At 46.2% G+C, this 21,754-nt stretch carries 21 protein-coding genes; 1 reads left to right on the top strand and 20 read right to left on the bottom strand.

The features are described 5' to 3' along the window. Positions 1–55: 55 nt before the first annotated feature. The 4 genes from rpoD to ACRRQV_RS01575 form a co-directional block, all read right to left on the bottom strand. Positions 56–1,213, bottom strand: a complete 1,158-nt coding sequence (rpoD, locus tag ACRRQV_RS01590; RefSeq protein ID WP_432526966.1) for an RNA polymerase sigma factor RpoD — start codon at positions 1,211–1,213, stop codon at positions 56–58. A gap of 30 nt (positions 1,214–1,243) precedes the next feature. Further along, positions 1,244–3,040, bottom strand: a complete 1,797-nt coding sequence (gene dnaG / locus ACRRQV_RS01585; RefSeq protein WP_432526964.1) for a DNA primase — start codon at positions 3,038–3,040, stop codon at positions 1,244–1,246. A gap of 338 nt (positions 3,041–3,378) precedes the next feature. Beyond that, positions 3,379–4,185 (bottom strand): pyruvate, water dikinase regulatory protein, encoded by an 807-nt coding sequence (locus ACRRQV_RS01580; RefSeq protein ID WP_432526962.1) that lies wholly within the window; start codon positions 4,183–4,185, stop codon positions 3,379–3,381. 11 nt (positions 4,186–4,196) lie between these two features. Next, positions 4,197–4,835 (bottom strand): helix-turn-helix transcriptional regulator, encoded by a 639-nt coding sequence (locus ACRRQV_RS01575; protein WP_432526960.1) that lies wholly within the window; start codon positions 4,833–4,835, stop codon positions 4,197–4,199. 317 nt (positions 4,836–5,152) lie between these two features. Between ACRRQV_RS01575 and ACRRQV_RS01570 the strand changes: the two genes are divergently transcribed. Further along, positions 5,153–6,523 carry a glycine--tRNA ligase gene (locus ACRRQV_RS01570; RefSeq protein ID WP_432527709.1) on the top strand — a complete coding sequence of 457 codons (1,371 nt, stop codon included), beginning with the start codon at positions 5,153–5,155 and terminating at the stop codon, positions 6,521–6,523. 344 nt (positions 6,524–6,867) lie between these two features. Here ACRRQV_RS01570 and recO read toward each other — a convergent pair whose 3' ends face one another. From recO to dnaJ, 16 genes are all read right to left on the bottom strand, one after another. Further along, positions 6,868–7,653: a DNA repair protein RecO gene (gene recO / locus ACRRQV_RS01565; protein WP_432526958.1), complete on the bottom strand. Its 786-nt coding sequence runs from the start codon at positions 7,651–7,653 to the stop codon at positions 6,868–6,870. A gap of 12 nt (positions 7,654–7,665) precedes the next feature. Further along, positions 7,666–8,583 (bottom strand): GTPase Era, encoded by a 918-nt coding sequence (gene era, locus ACRRQV_RS01560; RefSeq protein ID WP_432526956.1) that lies wholly within the window; start codon positions 8,581–8,583, stop codon positions 7,666–7,668. Further along, positions 8,567–8,977 (bottom strand): cytidine deaminase, encoded by a 411-nt coding sequence (locus ACRRQV_RS01555; RefSeq protein WP_432526954.1) that lies wholly within the window; start codon positions 8,975–8,977, stop codon positions 8,567–8,569. The genes era and ACRRQV_RS01555 overlap by 17 nt, the downstream gene beginning before the upstream one ends. Positions 8,978–8,997: 20 nt before the next feature. Next, entirely contained in the window at positions 8,998–9,351 is a 354-nt protein-coding gene (locus ACRRQV_RS01550) for a diacylglycerol kinase family protein (protein WP_432526952.1), read from the bottom strand. After that, positions 9,338–9,820 carry an rRNA maturation RNase YbeY gene (gene ybeY / locus ACRRQV_RS01545; protein WP_432526950.1) on the bottom strand — a complete coding sequence of 161 codons (483 nt, stop codon included), beginning with the start codon at positions 9,818–9,820 and terminating at the stop codon, positions 9,338–9,340. The genes ACRRQV_RS01550 and ybeY overlap by 14 nt, the downstream gene beginning before the upstream one ends. A 15-nt stretch (positions 9,821–9,835) precedes the next feature. After that, positions 9,836–11,950 (bottom strand): HD family phosphohydrolase, encoded by a 2,115-nt coding sequence (locus ACRRQV_RS01540; RefSeq protein ID WP_432526948.1) that lies wholly within the window; start codon positions 11,948–11,950, stop codon positions 9,836–9,838. 123 nt (positions 11,951–12,073) lie between these two features. Further along, positions 12,074–13,033, bottom strand: coding sequence for a PhoH family protein (locus tag ACRRQV_RS01535; RefSeq protein ID WP_432526946.1), 960 nt, complete (start codon positions 13,031–13,033; stop codon positions 12,074–12,076). Between the two features lie 142 nt (positions 13,034–13,175). Then, positions 13,176–13,628 carry a hypothetical protein gene (locus ACRRQV_RS01530; protein ID WP_432526944.1) on the bottom strand — a complete coding sequence of 151 codons (453 nt, stop codon included), beginning with the start codon at positions 13,626–13,628 and terminating at the stop codon, positions 13,176–13,178. A 29-nt stretch (positions 13,629–13,657) separates the two neighbouring features. Then, complete coding sequence (gene floA / locus ACRRQV_RS01525) at positions 13,658–14,644, bottom strand: flotillin-like protein FloA (RefSeq protein ID WP_432526942.1); 987 nt, start codon at positions 14,642–14,644, stop codon at positions 13,658–13,660. 3 nt (positions 14,645–14,647) lie between these two features. Beyond that, entirely contained in the window at positions 14,648–15,973 is a 1,326-nt protein-coding gene (locus ACRRQV_RS01520; RefSeq protein WP_432526940.1) for an NfeD family protein, read from the bottom strand. A 304-nt stretch (positions 15,974–16,277) separates the two neighbouring features. Further along, a complete protein-coding gene (rpsU, locus tag ACRRQV_RS01515; RefSeq protein ID WP_106532713.1) occupies positions 16,278–16,451 on the bottom strand; it encodes a 30S ribosomal protein S21 in 174 nt (57 codons plus the stop codon). 95 nt (positions 16,452–16,546) lie between these two features. After that, the gene (deoC, locus tag ACRRQV_RS01510) at positions 16,547–17,215 is read right to left on the bottom strand and encodes a deoxyribose-phosphate aldolase (protein ID WP_432526937.1); all 669 of its coding nucleotides are present in this window, start codon (positions 17,213–17,215) and stop codon (positions 16,547–16,549) included. A gap of 32 nt (positions 17,216–17,247) precedes the next feature. Next, entirely contained in the window at positions 17,248–18,582 is a 1,335-nt protein-coding gene (gene mtaB, locus ACRRQV_RS01505) for a tRNA (N(6)-L-threonylcarbamoyladenosine(37)-C(2))-methylthiotransferase MtaB (RefSeq protein ID WP_432526935.1), read from the bottom strand. 15 nt (positions 18,583–18,597) lie between these two features. Continuing rightward, positions 18,598–19,335, bottom strand: coding sequence for a 16S rRNA (uracil(1498)-N(3))-methyltransferase (locus ACRRQV_RS01500; RefSeq protein ID WP_432526933.1), 738 nt, complete (start codon positions 19,333–19,335; stop codon positions 18,598–18,600). Between the two features lie 12 nt (positions 19,336–19,347). Then, positions 19,348–20,289 (bottom strand): 50S ribosomal protein L11 methyltransferase, encoded by a 942-nt coding sequence (gene prmA / locus ACRRQV_RS01495; protein ID WP_432526931.1) that lies wholly within the window; start codon positions 20,287–20,289, stop codon positions 19,348–19,350. Positions 20,290–20,359: 70 nt separating this feature from the next. Continuing rightward, positions 20,360–21,472: a molecular chaperone DnaJ gene (dnaJ, locus tag ACRRQV_RS01490; protein ID WP_432526929.1), complete on the bottom strand. Its 1,113-nt coding sequence runs from the start codon at positions 21,470–21,472 to the stop codon at positions 20,360–20,362. Positions 21,473–21,754 lie beyond the last annotated feature (282 nt).

The raw sequence follows: 21,754 nt of genomic DNA, 5'->3' as shown, positions 1-21,754 counted from the left end.
AATAAAAGTAAAAAATGCCGCTCTTTTAAAAGAGCGGCATTCAGGCAATCGTATTTTATTCAAGAAAGTCTTTCAAACGTTTGCTGCGAGACGGGTGGCGAAGCTTGCGAAGCGCTTTTGCTTCGATTTGGCGGATGCGCTCGCGCGTAACGCCGAAAACTTTGCCTACTTCTTCCAGCGTCCGCGTACGGCCATCATCTAAACCAAAACGCAGACGCAATACGTTTTCTTCACGGTCAGTCAACGTATCCAAAACGTCTTCAAGCTGTTCTTTCAACAATTCATATGCTGCGTGGTCAGACGGCGACTGAGCATCTGAATCTTCGATAAAGTCGCCCAAATGCGAATCGTCTTCTTCCCCGATCGGCGTTTCAAGCGATACCGGCTCTTGAGCGATTTTCAAGATTTCCCGGACTTTTTCTGGCAAAAGGTCCATTTCCTCGCCGATTTCTTCCGGAGAAGGTTCGCGGCCAAGATCTTGCAGCAATTGGCGCTGCACGCGGATCAATTTGTTGATGGTTTCCACCATATGCACCGGAATGCGGATCGTCCGCGCTTGGTCGGCAATGGCGCGTGTAATGGCTTGGCGAATCCACCAAGTGGCATACGTACTGAATTTAAATCCTTTGGAGTAGTCGAATTTTTCTACGGCTTTGATCAAGCCCATATTCCCTTCTTGGATCAAATCCAAGAACAGCATGCCACGCCCAACATAACGCTTCGCAATGCTGACAACAAGGCGCAAGTTTGCTTCAGCCAAACGTTTTTTCGCTTCTTCGTCGCCTTGTTCGATCAATTTGGCCAAACGGACTTCTTCTTCCGCTTTCAGCAAATCCACACGGCCGATTTCTTTCAAGTACATGCGGACCGGGTCGTTGATTTTCACGCCCGGCGGGACGCTCAAATCATTCAAATCAAATTTTTCTTCTGTCGGTTTCATCAAACGGTCCAAATGTTCTTCGTCATCGTTTTTGCGTTCCAGCTCAATGCCATGGCCTTCCAACTGGTCGATAAATTCTTCCACTTGGTCGGATTCCATTTCAAAAACCGCTAATTTATCGGCAATCTGCTCATAGTTCAGTTCCCCTGTTTTTTTGCCCGATTCAATCAATTGTTTTTTTGCATCTTCCAGGCTCACTTCTGGAACTTCGGTAGTTGTTAATGGGACATTGCTTGCTTCGACTTCATTTGAGCGTTCAGACTTTTCAGCCATACGACTTCCTCCTTGTAAAACGGAATGCATTCACAACGATTTCTTTAACGTGATCACTTCTTGTGCCAGAAGCAAAGCCCGTTTTAAATCATGTTGTTTTTCCGCTTCTTTTGATTGCTGGATTTTTAATTTAATTTGTTGTTCGATTCGATGTTTTTCAAGATGCTTTAAACAATCGGCGATTTCTTCATCCGGATGTTCCGGATCGCGTTCGGACAACGCGGTTTCCATGACCAGTTTGCGAAGTTCTGCATCTTGCAGCGTCTCTAAAAACTTATGGAAATCCGCTTTGTCCCATTCTTCATAGAAACCGAGCAATTGCACGTAAAGTGCTTGGAATTCCTCGCTGACAAACGGTATGCCCGTGCGTTCGACCGCCACTTTCTCCATCACAGATGCATCGGCCAGAAGATGTGAAAAAAGCAGCCGTTCTGCCCGGTGCAACGCCGTCACTTGCTTTACCGCTTTTTTTTGCGGCTTTGCAGGCGCTTCTGGGCGCGTCCGTTCAATGGAGCGGTTTTCTAGTTTCCGGTAATGCTGAAGAATTGCTTCTTCTGAAAGGCCGGTTTCATTCGATAGCTGTTTGATATACAAGTCACGCTCGATGGGCGTTGAACGGCCAGCGAGCAATTGCAGCACTTCTTGAATATATTGCAACAGGTCATTTTCATACTGAAAATTTTTATGCCTGCGCGCATGCATCATGCCGAATGCGATAAACGCATGAGGCTTGCCGATGATCTGCTCTTTAAATGCTTCAGCGCCATGTTCGCGGACATAATCATCCGGATCCATTTTACCCGGCAGTACAGCAATTTCCACTTTGAAATTTTCTTCATTCAATGCAATTGCGGCTTTTTTAGCTGCTTCCCACCCGGCGTCATCACCGTCAAAACAAACGACCACTTCCTGGGCAAAACGCTTCATAAGCCGGATATGCTGGCTAGTCAAAGCAGTCCCCATTGTTGCCAATGCGTTGTCGACTCCAGCTTTGCCAGCGGCAATCACATCCATAAATCCTTCAAACAAAACAATTTTCCGATTTTTCCGTATGGCGTTTCTCGCCTGATGGACATTATAAAGCACTTGGCTTTTCTGGAAAATTGGCGATTCTGGGCTGTTCATGTATTTGGCTTCTTGCTTGGTGTTTTCCATAATTCGACCGGAAAAAGCAATCACTTTTCCATTTTCGTTCGTGATGGGAAACATGATTCTTCCCCGAAACCGGTCAAAATAGCCATTGGACTGCTCTCGCGGAATAGCAAGGCCGCTGGTTTCCAGTTCTTCTTCGCTATAGCCTTTTCGCTGCAGCGCACTAGCAATGTAGTTCCATTCCGGAAGCGACCAGCCGATCCGATTTTTTTCAATCATTTCCCGCGAAAATCCCCGATTCTCCAAATAATCCAGCGCGGCTTGGCCTTCTTCGGTATTCAATAAAATATGATGGTACATATCCGCAGCAAATTCATGCATGGCAATCAGCTGTTGATCGCTTTTTGATGGAGCAGCTGCTGATTCAGCCGGTGCACTCACTTCCACGTCGACGCCTGCACGGCCGCCTAGTTTTGACAAAGCTTCCTGAAATGAAAGGTTTTCTATATCCATCAGAAAGGTGATTACATTTCCGCCTGCCCCGCAGCCGAAACAATGAAAAATCTGCTTGTCGGCGGTAACAGAAAACGACGGAGTGCTTTCGCCATGAAACGGACAAAGGCCAAACCAATTTCGGCCTCTTTTGGTCAATTGGACATACTCTCCAACAACATCCACGATATCCGTACTGGAACGAATTTTCTCAACCACTTCTTCAGGCACTCGATTAGACACTTTATCACCATCTTTGTATGTTCACTTTAAGTTAATTCGTGATATAGCGGCAAATCCCTTTATTTTTCCGATAAAAAGATAGACCTTCTGAAAAATCTTGCTATATAGCTTTAGCCACAAAACTATATTATAAAACGTTTTTCTTTAAAAATCTACTAAGAAACTACGCTCTTTTCGTAGAAATATATCTTTAGCCCCTGCCTTTAATTATAACCGTAGAGATTTAGGCGCTGAAAATAGAATCTATTACGAATCCCAAGTACTTAGCCGGTTTCTGTTCGTTGAAGCAGAGCTCAAAAAAAGCAGAAAAACCGCCTTTTCAGGGGGCTTTTCATGCTTCATCCTTTTTGTTTGCTCAGTATAAGGTTGGCTGTTTCTTCGACTGCCCGATTGGTCACGTCAATCACTTCGCAGCCGATTTTGCCGACGACTTTTTCGAAATGCGTAATTTCTTCGTGGATGCGGCTAATGCGCGCGTAATTGGCGTCGTCGTTTAAGCCTAACGCAATCAAACGTTCCTTGCGGATGGAATTTAATTTATCCGGTGAAATGACCAGCCCGAAACATTTTGCAGGATCGACTTGGTACAATTCTTCCGGCGGATCCACTTCGGGAACAAGCGGCACATTCGCTACTTTCAGGCGTTTGTGGGCCAAGTATTGGGATAACGGCGTTTTCGACGTCCGAGAAATGCCGACGAGGACGATATCTGCCATTAAAATGCCGCGCGGATCGCGCCCGTCATCGTATTTCACGGCAAATTCGATCGCTTCGACTTTTTTGAAATAATCGTCGTCTAATTTGCGCACCAGCCCCGCTTCTTCAAGAGGTGCTGCTTTCAGCTCTTTTTCAAGCGCATCAAGCAACGGCCCCATTAAATCAACAGCAGATACGTCGCGTTTGCTTGTTTCCGATACAATGTATTCCCTTAATTCCTTTGAGACAAGCGTATAGACAATAAATGCTTGTTGCTCAGCCGCTAATTTTATAATTTCCTGCAAGTGCGCGATGGAATCGATATACGGAAATCGTTTTAACACGACATTTTGGTCCGCATTTAAATATTGGCTAATGGCTGCTTTGGCAACCAGTTCGCCCGTCTCTCCTACTGAATCAGAGACGACAAACAAGCGGAGTGAATTCATTTGCTAGCACCTCACAATTCGTGGCTTTCCGATAACGATAAAAACGCACGGGTAATATTCGTCTTCGTTAAACGGCCAATGACTTTAAAGCCTTCCGGCTGTTCAACGACGACCGGCAGCGCATCGATTTGCTGGTTGATCAGTCGATGCGCTGCTTGGATAAGCGACTCGTTTTTGAAACAATACGTAATGTTCGGCATTCGGGTCATGATAATATGTACAGGCATGTTTGCTAAGTCTTGATTGCCAAGGCTTGTCCGAAGAAGATCTTTTCTAGAAAGAACTCCGGTCAAGATGGATTGCTTGTCTACAACAAAAAGCGTTCCGACATCATCCAAGAACATTTGGCTAATGGCGTCATAAACGCTCATGTCTTCCCGTACTACGACCGGAATCGATTGAAAGTCGCCAACTTTCATGTTGTTCATCGTTTCTGCAATATCTTGCCCTGGTTTTTTGCCCGAATAAAAATAGCCAACACGCGGGCGGGCATCTAAAAAGCCGGCCATGGTCAAGATGGCTAAATCGGGCCGCAAGGTAGCTCGTGTTAAATGCAGACGGTCTGCAATTTGCTCTCCCGTAATCGGGCCATTGCCTTTGACGATCTGCAAGATTTCTTCTTGCCTTTTATTGAGTTCGATCGGACTCACCGCCTCAAAATATGTTATACTCAATGTTCATTATTATATACTAATGAACGCTATATTGCGAAGAAAAGTTTGCCATGATACAATTAGTCATGAATTGCATACGAGACAATGAAGGATACAAAAGTACTGTCGCATCAAGCGAGCGGGGACTGGTGAAAGCCCGCAAAGACAGGAACAGGCAATCTGGAGTCTATTTTTTTAAGAGGGCTGCAATTGCAGCCAATCGAGGTGGAACCGCGGGTCTTAACGTACTCGTCCTCGGACATTTGTCCGAGGGCGTGTACGATTTTTTATTTTATGGAGGTTTTTTTATGTTAATGGAAGATGTAGTAAATTTAGCGAAACACAGAGGGTTTGTGTTCCCAGGTTCAGAAATCTACGGAGGACTAGCCAACACATGGGATTACGGCCCACTCGGCATTGAATTAAAAAACAATGTCAAAAAAGCATGGTGGAAAAAATTCGTCCAAGAATCCGCTCATAATGTCGGCTTAGACGCTGCTATTTTGATGAACCCGAAAACATGGGTAGCTTCAGGGCATGTCGGCAATTTCAACGATCCAATGATCGATTGCAAAAGCTGCAAAACGCGCCACCGCGCTGATAAATTGATCGAAGATGCATTGGATGCAAAAGGCATCGAAATGATCGTAGACGGCTTGTCATTTGAACGCATGGCTGAACTGATCGACGAACACGACATCAAATGCCCGGTATGCGGTGCGAAAGATTACACCGATATCCGCCAATTCAATTTAATGTTCAAAACTTTCCAGGGAGTTACGGAATCATCGACAAACGAAATTTTCCTGCGCCCGGAAACGGCTCAAGGAATTTTCGTCAACTATAAAAACGTTCAGCGTTCGATGCGCAAGAAAATGCCGTTCGGCATCGCCCAAATCGGCAAAAGCTTCCGCAACGAAATCACTCCAGGGAATTTCACGTTCCGTACGCGTGAATTCGAACAAATGGAATTGGAATTTTTCTGCAAGCCGGGTGAAGACCTGGAATGGTTCGCTTACTGGCGTGAATTCTGCAAAAACTGGCTGCTTGAATTGAATATGACTGAAGAAAATATGCGTCTTCGCGACCACGATGAAGACGAATTGTCGCATTACTCCAATGCCACAACGGATATTGAATACAAATTCCCATTCGGCTGGGGCGAACTATGGGGCATTGCTGACCGCACCGACTTTGACTTGAAGCGCCATATGGAGCATTCAGGCGAAGACTTCAACTATATCGATGCTGCAACAAACGAACGCTACGTGCCTTATTGCATCGAGCCATCGCTTGGCGCGGACCGTGTCACACTTGCTTTCCTTATTGATTCGTATACGGAAGAGCCATTGGATAACGACGACAAGCGCACTGTCTTGAAATTGCACCCGGCGCTTGCACCTTATAAAGCAGCGGTATTGCCGCTATCGAAAAAATTGGCTGAAGGTGCAACTGACGTATTTGCATCATTGGCGAAACACTTCATGGTCGATTATGATGAGTCTCAGTCGATCGGTAAACGCTACCGCCGCCAAGACGAAATCGGAACACCGTTCTGCATCACGTACGATTTTGATTCAGTCGAAGATGGCCAAGTAACCGTACGCCACCGCGATTCGATGGAACAAACACGCATGCCAATTGCCGATGTGCAAGCGTATATCGAAAAACACATTCAATTTTAAAATCAAAACGCGCTGCCCTCTTATATTGGGTGCAGCGCGTTTTTTAATGTCTATATAAGTTGAACTAATGATTCTCACTTGTCGATATTCCGCAAACCAGCTGCGAGGATATTGGCCAAAGGCAGTTTGGCCAATATTTTTGCGACGAGCTTGCGCAGGAGCACTATTCTTTGCCTTGCCCAAAGCGACCGAAGCGGTGTGTAAAAGCTCGTTTCTTTAGTTCAACATATATAGATAGTATTTTAGCCAGCTCGGATAATATTTTGCCGTTTCCGGACAGTATTTTCACCATTCCGGACAGTAAATCCAATAAACGGAAAAAGGATGGCCCAAAAACCGCAAGTTCAGCGGTCTTTCGGGTCATCCTCTTCTTTTTTCGGAAAAAATTCCGGCGTCCGTTCGATTTGTTCCAAAAAGCTGCGGGATTTCAAGCGAATCCCCGCCTGCTCTTCGTAGATCGTACGGACGATTTGTTTTAACAGCGATTTGGATTCTTTTTTCAGCGTCAATGAGCCGACTCGTTCGATCGGCACAAAAAAGAATGTGCGGATCAATTTTACGAGCGCGGGGCTAAGCCGGATAATGTAGCGGTCGATTTCAAAACAGCGGTGGCATAAAAAACCAAGCTCTTGAAATGAAAACGCGAACTCGCCTTCAGTCGCTCCGCAATTGGCACATTGATGCAGCGTCGGCGTCAGACCGGCATACGGCAGCATCTTCCACTCCACAAACAAGGTGATCGCTTCCGGGTCATAGCCTTCGTCGATGGCGTGAAGGGCTTGAAACAGAATCTCGTAAACGACTGGCTGCGGTTCATCCTGCTCGGTCAGACGGTCAATCAATTCGGTGATGTAGCTGGCATGCGCCGTCGCCATGATGTCTTCCCGGATATGGCGCAGCGACTCTAATGGATCGCCGTGCTGGATCGTCCCCATGCCTCTTCCTTTGTAGATGGAAAAAGAGCCGTGCGTAAACGGCTGCGTGATGGCAGCGAGCCGGCTGGCCGGTTTTTTCGCACCTTTAGCCATGCAGGTGATTTTGCCGGCTTCCCTCGTAAACAAGGTCACGATTTTATTGGTTTCGCCATACGGGCGTGCACGGATCACAATGCCTTCTAATTGGTTTTGCATGGCGGCCGCTCCTTAGTATTCGTCGTCCCGGAAACCGAAGTCGCGCAAATGCATGGCTTTGTTGCGCCAATCTTTCTGCACTTTTACCCATAGCTCCAAATACACTTTAGAACCAAGCAAGTTTTCAATATCTTGACGTGCGCGTGTGCCAATTTCTTTCAGCAGCGCGCCTTTTTTGCCGATGACAATGCCTTTTTGCGAATCACGTTCAACCATGATGGTTGCCTCAACCCGGATCATGTCTTTGGTTTCGGAATCCGGAGCGATTTTTTCAATGACCACTGCGATCGAATGCGGAATTTCTTCACGCGTTAAATGCAGCGCTTTTTCGCGGATCAACTCGGAAATGATAAAACGTTCCGGATGATCTGTCACTTGGTCTGCCGGGTAGTATTGCGGGCCTTCAGGCAGACGTTCGGTAATTTTAGCCAAAAGATTTTCTACATTGTTTCCTTGAAGCGCAGAAATTGGAATGGCTTCTGCAAAATCAAATTCTTTTCGGTAGGATTCGATCATCTTCGGCAAATCATTTGGATGCACTTGGTCGATTTTGTTGAGCACCAAAAATACTGGAACTTCAAGCCCTCTCAGCATATCTAGAACAAAGCGGTCCTGTTTTCCGATGCGCTCGTCCGCACTGGCGACAAATAGCAGCACATCCACTTCCCGGAATGTATTCTTTGCCACTTTCAACATGAAATCGCCCAGTTTATGGCGAGGTTCGTTAATGCCTGGGGTATCGATAAAAATCATTTGGCTGTCGTTTGTCGTGACAACGCCTTGCACTTTGTTGCGTGTTGTTTGCGGCTTATCGCTCATGATGGCGATTTTTTGTCCGACTACGCGGTTTAAAAACGTCGATTTACCGACATTTGGGCGGCCGATGATCGAGATGAACCCTGATTTAAAGCCGTTATTTTCTAGCTGCATAGTCTAAATCCTCCGTAGAAAAAGCGCCAGGAAGCAATTCTTGTACAGACGTTTCCTGAACGTCTCCTTTTAAATTTGTTAAATAAACCGGCATATCCGGAGGGCAAAATTCAGCAAGCACTTGGCGGCATGCACCGCAAGGCGATACAGGCCCGTTCGTATCTGCTGCAACCGCTATAGCAGCAAACTTCAAATCTCCTTCTGAAACCGCTTTAAACATCGCGGTGCGTTCAGCGCAATTTGTCATAGAGTAGCCAGCGTTTTCAATATTGACGCCGCTGTATACTTTTCCGTCTGCAGTTAAAAGTGCTGCCCCTACCGGAAAATTTGAATAAGGCACATATGCATTAGCTCGTGCTTCTACTGCTTGTTTCATCAACTGTTCTTTTTCCATTTAAAATCACCTCAATAAGATTAAAACCACTTAGGTATAAAAATAAGTAACCCAATTATAGCACTTGCAATAGCAAAAACCAAAACTGCACCTGCTGCCATGTCTTTTGCCTGTTTTGCAAGCGGATGAAATTCGGCGGTTGCCAAATCCACCACCCGCTCCAAAGCAGAATTGACCATTTCCAGCGCGATTGTCCCGCCAATCAATCCAATGACGATGATCCATTCGGTATCGGACAATCCGGTTAGGAAAGCCGCTGTTAACACCACTGCTGCAGCAAACGCGTGGAAGCGGACGTTTTGTTCGGTTTTCAACGCCGTTTTTATTCCTTCAGCAGCAAACTTGAATGAACGGAAAAACCTATTCGCGTTCATCTGAGTTGCGGGTGATGCCTAAGGAAGATAAGATTTCTTCTTGTCTCGAAAACATCTTTATCTCGTCTTCTTTATTCATATGATCATAGCCAAGCAAATGCAAAAAGCCGTGTACCGCCAAAAATCCGAGTTCCCGTTCGAACGAATGGCCGTAATCCGCTGCTTGCTCTTTTGTGCGGTCCAGCGAAATAATGATGTCGCCTAGAACGCGCGGCGCCAGTTCCCCGACAATTTCCACTTCGCCATCACCCATTTCTTCCATGGCAAACGAAATCACATCCGTCGGCTCGTTTTTTCCGCGGTATTGGTTGTTGATGTCCCGGATCATGTCATTTGTCACAAAGGTAACTGATAGTTCCGCTGCTGCAATGGCTTCTGTCTCTGCCGCATGCTGGAGCACTTTTTCTACAAATTGAAGATTGGTTTCGTCTACACTCGCTGTTTCATCCATAAAGTCAATTGACAACAATAGAAGCCCCTCCTGTCATTTTGGGTATTCGATTCGCGAATGGAAAAAGCCATTCAACGTTTCACACATGACGCTTTTCACTTTTTTCAATTCTTTCATCGTTAAATCACACTCATCAAACTGCCCATCTTTCAGTTTATCTTCAACAATGGCATCCACCAATTTTTTTATCTTTTCTGATGATGGCTCTTTCATCGACCGGACAGCGGCTTCGATGCTGTCCGCAATGGCGATAATGGCAATTTCTTTTGTTTGCGGTTTCGGGCCGGTGTATCGGAACGCTTCTTCATCTACATTCGGATCCGCTTCTTTCGCTTTATGGAAGAAATACTTTAGCAAGCTGGTGCCGTGGTGCTGGGCGGCAATATCGATAATTTCTTTCGGCATTTTATGTTTTTTCAACAAGTCTGCGCCTTGTTTTCCATGAGCCAAAATAATGTCCCGGCTCGTTTCCGGAGGCAAGGAATCATGCGGATTGCGGATATTCACTTGGTTTTCAATGAAAAATTGAGGCTGCTTGGTTTTGCCGATATCGTGGTAATAACATCCAACCCGGGCCAGTAATCCATTTGCTCCGATGGCTTCACACGAAGCATCTGCAAGATTGGCGACCATGACGCTATGGTGATAAGTGCCGGGCGTTTCCGTTAAAATCTTTTTCAATAGCGGGTGGTTCGGGTTCGACAACTCAATCAAGCGCATCGTCGACAGCATACGAAATGCCGATTCAAAAAACGGCATCAGCCCAATTGCCAGTGCACCGGATAACAAACCGGAGATTAGGGCGGCCGCAAAATAAAAGCCGATTTCAGCCCAATCGTACTGGCTTTGCCCAACCAACAAATAAAAGCCGACATACAGCACATTGACCGCTGCCACTGCTAAACTTGCCTGCATAAGCCGCGCCCGCTTGTCATCCCGTTCGATCAAATAAACCCCGGCAATTCCGCCGAATAAAATGTAAAGGACGATGTTCATTTCGAGCAGTTCAGCATAGCCGCCTTGCAGCATGATGCCGGCACTGACCGCAATTAAAAATGTGGCAAACAGCGCATAGCGTTCGCCAATCAACAGGCGGATGACAATTCCGGCCATAGCCGTCGGAAACAAAAACGCAATCTTCACATCAAAATTGCCGCTGACCACGCTGATCAATTTCATAACGGCCAAAGAAATGGTAAGGACAATGCCGATGATCAGCAAAGCAGTCATTTTTTCCTGTTCAGTTCCTGATGAACGCACAAGTACAGCGAGCAGCAAGCCCATTGCGATGACCACGAATAAGAACAAGCCGATCGATGGTTTGAGGTTGGCTTGTTCGTCTGTCATTCCAGCAAGTTCCAGCTGGCGGTATACTTCTCGGTCAATAACTTGCCCTTCTTGGACCAGCACTTGTCCCTGCAAAATCCGCGTCGGTTCAACGCTTGCCCGAACTTGCTCCACTTGTGCAGCCGTCAAGTCTTTGTTGACGGTTTCGTTCGGCACAATGCTGAAACGGGCAATGGCGATCACTGCCTGCAAAACAGATCCCGGAATTCCTTCGTTTCGCCGCAACTCTTGTTCCACCGAATTCCGGACTTCCGGTACCCGTTCATCCCTAATCGATTCACTCAAGTGTTTTTCAGCCATTGCTGAAACCGTCGATTGAATGGCAGCAATGGTTTTATTCGGCATGACCAACAAGCTTCTTAACATGTCATCCGTCAGACGAAAACCGTTTTCGCTGGTTTCCATTAACCGCAGCTTTTCCCTCAATTTCGGGATGAGCGCTTCCACATCCGGTTTTTCGTCCGTTTCTGCTTCCGCTTCTTGTTTTGTTTCCAGGACATAGCCGAAAAGCGAATCAATGACAGCCGCTTGGTTGCCCGCTACAGCATCATCAAATTGGTAGCTCGGCGGGATTTCCCCTGCTGCCCGTTCTCGTTCTTCTTCCGTCTTGATCGGATCTTCCACGGTTTTCTCGGAACGGATCGTTTCTTCGGATAGCTGGAAAAGCTCTACATCATATGTATCGCCTCTTACTGAACTATATAAAAACGCATAAACAATCATTCCAATTAAAATAATCAAAGCCGCTGCAATCGATTTATAGCCAGCTTGGTAGTATAGCTGTTTTGCCCGTTTCCTCATGAAACCACCCCACTCTTTATAAAACCATCATATCAATAGTAGGGAGGGATTTCACGGCCTATTTCAAGAATTTTGAAAATCACCAGTTCTTTCATACGATTATAGAGCAAGAAAACCAACCTGTTAAGAAGGTTGGTTTTCATAAGCTTCGATAATTTTAGCCACCAGCGGATGGCGCACGACGTCGCCGCGCTCAAGGTACTGGAAATGAATGCCCTTGACGCCTTTAAGCGTTGTTTCTGCCGCAATTAGGCCCGACTCCGCGCCGCGAGGCAAATCAATTTGTGTTTTGTCTCCAGTGATGATCATTTTCGAATCAAATCCCAGGCGGGTCAAAAACATTTTCATTTGTGCTTTTGTTGTGTTTTGCGCTTCATCCAAAATAACAAACGCTTGGTCAAGCGTCCGGCCTCTCATATAAGCAAGAGGAGCGATTTCAATGATGCCCCGTTCAAGGAAGCGGTTGGTTTGTTCTACACCCAGAACATCGTGCAGCGAATCGTAAAGCGGGCGCAAATACGGGTCCACTTTTTCTTTTAAATCTCCTGGAAGAAAACCAAGGCTTTCCCCTGCTTCTACAGCTGGGCGCGTTAAAATGATGCGGTTGACTTGGCCATTTTTCAAGGCTTGGACAGCCATCACAACTGCAAGATACGTTTTCCCGGTACCAGCAGGCCCTATTCCAAAAACCAAGTCTTGCCGGCGCACGGCATGAACATAATGGCGCTGTCCGATCGTTTTTGCACGAATCGATTTGCCGTTGGCATTTTTAGCTACTTCTTCTGCATAAAGCTCCGCAAAATATTCGATAGTTCCGGCTTTTGCCATTTCGATCGCAGAAACGATGTCGCGCTGGTCAATGTTGATGCCTTTGCGGATGACCATCAGTAATTGTTCTATTAAAATTTTCCCCGTTTGTTTGCCTTCTTCTGTGCCTGAAAGCCGAATGACATCTCCACGGGTAATAATTTGGATTTCTAGTGCTTCTTCGATTAAAGTCATGTGATTATCCGAAATTCCAAGCAACAGCAAGGCTTCGTTTGGATCTTTTACATGAAGTTCGAGTAATTGGTTTTCAGTCATGCCGTCTCTCCTTGAAATTGAGTATTTTCTACTAACTTCACTCTATCACTAAACACAAGATTCTGTAAAACAATTCGGCGCTTTTTGCCGGCAAATCACGGTGCAAAAAAGCCGGCCAACTTTCGCTGGCCGACCGCAATTTTTACCTTTTCGATTTTGGCGGCATAAGAATTTCTGCCAGTATGATGCCTTTTGAGATATCGTTTTTGTCCAAAGGAAACAGCTTGTCGCCAGAAGCCGGTTGTTCGTTCCGAACGAGCGGGCGGTTTTGATGCGCCGACAATCTTCCTGTGCCTTCTCTTTCTTGAACTTCTTGCCGCGTTTCACGAGAAGACGCAGCTTTCGCAGCTTTTTGCACCACTTGTTTTACTTGTTCGGTTCGTTCCGGCTGGTCTTTCATCTGGTTTTGCAATTCGCCGTAAATTTCTTTTGCATAGTCTTCGACACGCTTATAGTTTCTTTGCCTGCTGGCGCCCGGTTGACTGCGGGTTTCTTGTGGGCGTGCAGGTTTCTTAGCGGGAGCTTCTTCTTTTTTCTTTTGGCCAAACATTGCGCCAACAGCCATTACGATCAAAGCGATAATAAAGCCTTCCATTCGTCAAACCTCCTTTGACCGGCAAGCGTTTATTTGCTTTCGGAAGCTTCTGTCCCGGTTCTGGCAATCGAATCGCGCATGCTTGTATCAGCTTGGATGTTTTTGTAATTGATATAATCCATGACGCCGAAATTACCCGCTCGCAGCGCTTCGGACATGGCCATCGGCACTTCCGCTTCCGCTTCGACGACTTTCGATCGCATTTCCACAACTTTCGCTTTCATTTCCTGCTCGCTTGCAACTGCCATTGCACGGCGTTCTTCCGCTTTTGCCTGGGCAATTTTTTTATCTGCTTCGGCTTGTTCCGTTTGTAGTTCTGCACCGATGTTTTTGCCGATGTCTACATCCGCAATATCGATTGACAGGATTTCAAATGCCGTACCGGAATCGAGTCCCTTTGATAATACCGTTTGGGAAATTAAATCCGGATTTTCAAGCACTTGTTTGTGGCTTGTACTGGAACCAAGCGTCGAGACAATCCCTTCGCCTACTCGGGCAACGATTGTGGCTTCTCCGGCACCACCGACAAGGCGGTCGATGTTGGCCCGCACCGTAATCCGGGCTTTTACTTTCACTTCAATCCCATTCATTGCGACACCCGCGATAAACGGCGTCTCAATGACTTTCGGGTTAACGGACATTTGTACCGCTTCCAGTACGTCGCGGCCTGCCAAATCGATCGCAGCGGCACGTTCAAACGGCAATTCAATGTTTGCCCGGTGTGCAGCAATTAACGCGTTAACGACACGGTCAACGTTCCCGCCTGCAAGATAGTGGCTTTCAAGCTGGTTGATGGTCACTGTCAATCCGGCCTTTGAAGCTTTGATCAATGGGTTCACAATCCGCGATGGAATAACTCGGCGCAGCCGCATTCCAACCAATGTGAAAATACTGACTCTGACGCCTGCCGCAATTGCGGAAATCCAGAGTGTAATTGGAACGAATGTGAAAAATATGGCCAGTACAACAATGATGGCGATTATTGCAGCGCCCAATCCTAGTGTTTCAAGTCCCATTTCTTATTCCTCCCCTTCTTGGTCAATCTCTCGTACAACAATGCGTGATCCTTCTACTTTAATGATTTTGACGCTTTTTCCAGGATTGACAAAACGGCCTTCCGACACGGCATCAATCCGTTCGTCATTAAATTTGATGGTTCCGGATGGCCGAAGCGCTGTCATGGTTTCAGCTACTTGGCCAATTAATTCCGTCCGGTTGACGTTTGATACATAACCGCTTTCAGTATCGGTCGCGTCCATCAAAATAATCCGATTGAATAAGTGAAGACGCTTGCCAAAAAATTTCAACAAAATCACCATCCCTGCTGAAGCTACAATCAATGCAATAAGTATGGCAATGGACGTTGTTTGAAAATCACCGCCGGCCAATAAAATACTGCCAAAAATTGCCGCTAATCCTAAAAAGCCGATTATTCCACCCGGCACAAAAAACTCGGTTGCTAAAAGACCAAACCCGATAACTAGCAAAACAACGGCTTCATATCCTGCCAGCCCTGCTACAAGATGGCCATAAAAGAACAACAGCAAGGACGACAGCCCAATAATTCCCGGAATGCCGACACCAGGCGTGAACAGCTCCAAAATCAATCCAAGAAAAGCAATCGACAGCAAGATGGGCACGACAAACGGACTTGTCAAAAACCGGGCAAGTTTCTCAGAAAAAGTTTCACTGACGGAAACGAGCTGGGCATTGTCGTAATTTTTTAAAGCCAGCAATTCATCGACCGACGAAACGGTTCCTTCCGAATATCCCACTTCCTCTGCTTCCGTTGCATTCAACGTAAGCAATTTGCCATCTCCAGCCTGAAGCTCCGGCAAAGCGATGGAAGCGTCTGCCATGGCCAATGCGTAGACAGGATTCCTTTTGGACGATCTGGCTGCATTTTCCATCGAAGTCAGCCAGGCGCTATTTGCTTTCGCTTCTGCAGCATTGCCGGCTTGGTCAATTATTTGCGCTGCGCCCATGCGCCCGTTCGGATGCATGTATATTTCATCGCTGTTGAGCGCCAGAAAAGCTCCGGCTGACAACGCATCCGGATTGATAAATGCCAAAGTTTCAATCTCGGTCTTGTTCATGAGCCTAGCAATGCCGTCTGCTGCATTTACAAATCCTCCGGGAGTATCAATCTCTAAAATAATCGCTTCAGCTTCTGCATCTTCCGCTTCCTCAAATCCCCGCTCCAAAAATGCCTGCAGCCCTCTTTCAACTTCTGCTTTAACCGGAATCACATAAACGACAGGTGCTGCCGCATGAATAAACGGCACAATAAAAACAAATGACAACAGCACAAGAGCAAAAGCACTCACAATCTTGGCGCTGCGCAAAGGAATTCCTCCTTTCGTTTTACTGCACACTTTGTTTACGTATCAATCTCAAAATAGTTTCAACATTTTGCTATTCATCTACTATATTACAGAAGATTTCCTCCCAAGCAAAAGAATGCGCTTACAAATTGCCATTCAATCGAAAAGAGAAATATTTTTATAGCCTTCGGCAATGCGAACTGACAGCCCTTGGTTCATTCGTAAGCCTGCAAAGAAAAAAATCGGCTGCACGAAAAAAATTCGTACAACCGATTTTAGCTGATCGTTCATATTATTTTAATAGTCGATTTTAAAAGAAAGTCAATTAAAATTTACGTTTACGCGCAGCTTCTGATTTCAGTTTGCGTTTTACGCTTGGCTTATCATAAAATTCACGCTTTCTTACCTCTTGCATTGTCCCGGATTTAGAAACAGTGCGTTTGAAGCGGCGAAGAGCATCTTCAATCGATTCGTTTTTACGAACGGTAGTTTTTGTCATCTCTTTTTCCCTCCCTCCGAACACACGTTGAAACAAATAACAACAAGTGTTATATATTAAGAAATTATATCGTATTTTCCTATATAGGTCAATAGTTAATAATCTGAATTAGAAGTAAGGCCTTGCATAATTTTAACTCCTGAACTAGCGCCAATGCGAGTTGCGCCCGCATCGATCATCGCTTGGACATCCTCAAGGCTGCGGACGCCGCCTGAAGCTTTTACCCCAAGTTCTGCGCCAACGGTTTTACGCATCAATTTCACGTCTTCCACTGTAGCGCCGCCTGTAGAGAATCCAGTGGACGTTTTTACAAAATCAGCGCCTGCTTCTTTTGTTAAACGGCTTGCCACTTCTTTTTCTTCATCTGTCAAAAGTGCAGTTTCGATGATTACTTTGACGATCGCTTTTCCTTTTGCTGCTGCCACAACCGCTTGGATGTCTTGTTTCACTATATCGTTGTTGCCGCTTTTCAATGCGCCAATGTTAATGACCATATCGATTTCGCCTGCTCCTTTTGAAATAGCATCTTTTGTTTCGAATGCTTTTGTCTCAGAAGTTGAAGCGCCTAAAGGAAAACCGATAACCGTGCAAACTTTCACGGTGCTGCCTTGAAGTTCTGCCGCTGCTGTTGCAACCCATGCAGGATTAACGCAGACAGATGCAAATTTGTATTCTGCCGCTTCTTTGCAAAGCTCAACGATTTGTTCTTGTGTAGCTTCTGCTTTTAATAAAGTGTGGTCAATGTAAGATGCAATGTTCGTCATGTAAAAAATCTCCATTCTCTTTTCGGTTTTTGTTAAACAGTCAGTTCTTCCATTACGCGGACAAATTGTCCTGCGTTATGCGGATAGCCGGCTTTTGTTATTTTCACTTTGACAATTTTGCCGATCAGCGAATCCTCACCCGGTATCACGACTTTCAAATAATTATCGGTATAGCCTTCGACCATTTCAGTTTTGCCCTCGCCTGCTGCCCGCTCTTCCGGGATGATTTCAAGCAGTTCGCCTTCAAAACGAGAAGCATATTCTTTCGCTAGCTGGTCATTCAACGAAATCAAGCGATGGACCCGTTCATTTTTAACATCCTCATCAATTTGGCTATCCATTCGCGCAGCAGGAGTTCCTGTGCGCTGTGAGTACGGAAAGACATGCAGCTCAGAAAATTTTTGGTCATTGATGAAATTGAACGTTTCCCTGAATTCTTCTTCCGTTTCTCCTGGGAATCCGACGATGACGTCAGTTGTGATTGCCAAATCCGGCAGCGCTTTGCGCAGCTGTTCCAGCCGCTCAGCAAAAAAAGCCATCGTGTACTTGCGGCGCATTCTTTTTAACACGGTATCTGATCCCGATTGAATGGGAATGTGCAAATGGCGGACGACAATTTTAGACTCCCGGAGCACAGCGATCACTTCATCGGTCAACTGGCTCGCTTCGATGGAAGAAATCCGCAGCCGCTTTAACCCTGTGACTTGCGTTTCCAAATCGCGCAAAAGCTGGGCCAGATTGTAATCTTTCAAATCCGCGCCGTAGCCCCCAGTATGAATGCCGGTCAAAACGATTTCCAGATAGCCTGCATCCACTAATTGCTGAGCTTGGCGGACCACTTCTTTTGGGTCACGCGACCGCAAAAGCCCGCGGGCCCAAGGAATAATGCAGAACGTGCAAAAATTATTGCAGCCTTCTTGGATTTTCAAGGAAGCCCGGGTGCGATCCGTAAACTCCGGCACATCCAGTTCTTCATAAATCCGGTTTTTCATAATATTGCCGACCGCATTAATCGGCTTGCGTTCCTGTTTAAACTGCTCGATATAGCCAAGCAGTTTCGTCCGGTCCTGAGTCCCGACCACAATGTCCACTCCAGGAATTGCCAGTATTTCTGCCGGAGAAGTTTGGGCATAGCAACCCGTTACGCAAATGACAGCATCCGGATTTTGGCGCACCGCTCGCCGGATGACTTGGCGGCTTTTCTTGTCTCCTGTGTTGGTAACCGTACACGTATTGATGACATAGACATCAGAATGATGATCAAACTCGCCGCGGTCATAGCCTTGTTCTTTGAACAACTGCCAGATCGCTTCAGTTTCATAATGATTCACTTTACAACCTAAGGTATGGAACGCTACCGTCGACATAAGTGGCCACCTCTTTCATTCAAATTCATAAGACATTGCGGACAATGCATATAAAGGTGCGGTTTCTGTCCGCAAAATTCGCGGACCCAAAGACGTGAATAAAGCCCCGCTTTCTTTCAAACGGAAAATTTCCTGTTCAGAAATTCCGCCTTCCGGACCAAAAACAAGCAGGATTGAATCTTTATCATACAATGTTTTTAAAACATCGGCAAATCGAGTTGGAGCGCTTTGGCGCGCTTCTTCTTCATAAGCAACGACAACAGCATCAAAAGAAGAAGCAGTCTCCATCAATTGGTTAAAGCTCTGGACATTATGTATTTCGGGAATATGGGTGCGATGGGATTGCTCTGCTGCCTCTTTTGCAATTTTTTGGAGCCGCGCCGTTTTTTTGTCATTTTTTGAACTGTCCCATTTGACGATCGACCGTTCGGCTGCAAACGGAATCAGCGAAAACATTCCTAGTTCAGTCGCTTTCTGGGTAATCAGTTCCAGCTTGTCGCCTTTTGGCAAACCGCAGGCAATGGTCACACGCTTCGGCATTTCAGCTGTCGCTTCAATAATTTGGCCGAGTTCCACTTTCACATCAAAATCAGCAGATAAGATTGTCGCAAAATAAGCCCGTTCTTCCAAGACCACAATTAGCTGGTCCCCGATGGTTTGGCGCATAACTTTGGCGATGTGCTTTGCATCATCGCCAGTTATCACCGTTATGTGGTTATCAGGAACTTTGCCAGTTAAAAAATATCGTTGCATCGTTGCACCCCGTTATTCCGGTTTTTTTGAAATGATTGTGACCCAGTCTTCCATCATCATCACGTCTTCTATAACAAAGCCGGAAGCTTCGAGCGCTTCTTTCACATCATTTTTCTTCGGTGAAATGATGCCGGACGTAATATAATAGCCGCCTGGTTTAACCACCTGAAACGCATCATCGGTAAAGGAAATAATGATTTCAGCCAAAATATTGGCCACTACGACATCTCCTGGCTCTTGGATGGTTTCGAGCAGATTGCCATGGACGACGTCCACTTTGTGCTGCATTTTATTTAAATTGACGTTAAATTCAGCTGCCTGTACCGCGACTTCGTCTAAATCTAGGGCGTGAATGTGATCAGCGCCAAGCAATGCAGCGCCAATCGCCAACACACCGGATCCAGTCCCGACATCGATTACTTGCTGGCCCGGCTGGACAGTTTTTTCCAAAGCCTGCAAGCTCATCACCGTTGTCGGATGAGTGCCCGTACCAAACGCCATGCCGGGATCCAGTTCAATGATCAATTCATCGCTTGAAACCGGATGATAGGTTTCCCAAGTAGGGACAATCGTAAAGCGTTGCGAGATTTTCACCGGATGGTAATATTTTTTCCACGAAGTTGCCCAATCTTCTTCGTTGACTTCACTGATGGTCACTTTGTTTGCACCAAGGTCAATATCAAATTTTACCAGGTTATTAATCGCTAATTTTACCGCTTCAACGGTTTCGCCTATAAAACTGTTGACAGGCAAATAAGCTTTCACGATGACCCCTTCTTTCGGGAAATCATCTGGGTTCAGTGAATAAATTTCCCCAAAGCGGTCTTCCCGTTCTTTTCCAAAATCTTCCGAGTCTTCAATGACGACTCCGCTTGCGCCCGCTTCATGCAAAATATTCGAAACAGATTCAATTGCTTCATTCGTTGTATGAATCGACAGTTCTGACCATTTCATATACGTCCGGCTCCTTTTTCCTGGGTTCAGCTAATGAAACATGAGTCTAGCCCTATTTTCAGTAGGCCGTTTAATCGCCTTTGATGGTGCGTTTGATTTTATCAAATAATGAACTGCTCTGCTCTTCTGGAATATCGCCGCTCACTTCCGCAAATTCACGCAATAGCTGCTTTTGTTTCTCGCTTAGCTTGGTTGGCGTCTTGACGCGGATGATGATGTGCTGATCGCCCGTTCCGTAGCCGTGGACGTTTTTGATTCCTTTGCCTTTCAAGCGGAATTTGGCACCGCTTTGTGTACCGGCCGGAATTTTCAATTTTACTTTTCCAGTCACCGTTGGAACTTCGATTTCGTCCCCTAAAGCAGCTTGGGCAAATGTAATCGGCAATTCCAAGTAAATGTCGTCGCCGTCGCGCTGGAATTCTTTATGCGGTTTTACGCGGAATACCACATACAAGTCGCCTGCCGGACCGCCGTTGACGCCTGGGCCGCCTTGGCCGCTGACGCGCAATTGCTGTCCATCATCGACGCCTGCTGGAATCGTAACTTTGATCTTTTTGACTTTGCGCACTTTGCCTTCGCCTTTGCAAGTCGGACATTTTTCTTCGATAATTTGTCCCGATCCAGAACAATGGTGGCAAGCTCTGCGGTTGACCATGCGGCCAAACGGCGTGTCTTGCGTGACATTCAACTGGCCGCTGCCTTCGCAATACGGACATGTTTTCTTTTTGGTTCCTGGTTTTGCGCCCGAACCGTCGCATGTTCCGCACGTTTCGTCTTTTGGCAATTCAACGGTTTCTTCTTTGCCGAAAACCGCGTCCATGAAATCAATGTCCATCGTGTATTGCAAATCGTCGCCTTTTCGCGGCGCATTTGGATCGCGGCGTCTTGTGCCGCCGCCGAAAAACGTGCTGAAGATGTCTTCAAAGCCGAAGCCGTCAGCTCCTCCGCCGCCGAAACCTTGGTTCGGGTCTTGATGGCCGAATTGGTCGTATTGCGCTCTTTTTTGGTCATCGCTCAACACTTCATAAGCTTCTTTTACTTCCTGGAATTTTTCAGATGCATCTGCTGCTTTATTGATATCCGGATGGAATTGTTTGGACAATTTCCGGTAAGCTTTTTTGATTTCTTCTTTCGAAGCGGTTTTGGAAACGCCAAGCACTTCGTAATAATCTCGTTTGTTCATATTGTCACTCTCCTGTTATTGCAATCACCTGTAATTGTACACGGTTCTATTTGCTGTTGCAAAGACTCCGAAAAAAGCGCGGGTGCCCAATTTTCCGCGACCGGCGTAACTCAGCCCAGCAAAGCGGCTTTACTGGCCGCGCAGCTGGGCTGAGTTTTGCTTTAGCGGAGGCGCGGCATTAAAGAAAAATTCTTGTCCGGCGCTTTGGACCTGGCCATGCATGTTTTGATCGAGCCTTTCTATTGCAAACGATCCGTTTTTATAACCAAGAAAAAGCCAAAG

This window comes from Planococcus sp. YIM B11945, assembly GCF_050864155.1.
In the GTDB taxonomy this organism is placed as follows: Bacteria; Bacillota; Bacilli; order Bacillales_A; family Planococcaceae; genus Planococcus.
Note: the sequence above shows the minus strand (reverse complement) of the source record. Positions and strands in the feature narration are given on the sequence as shown.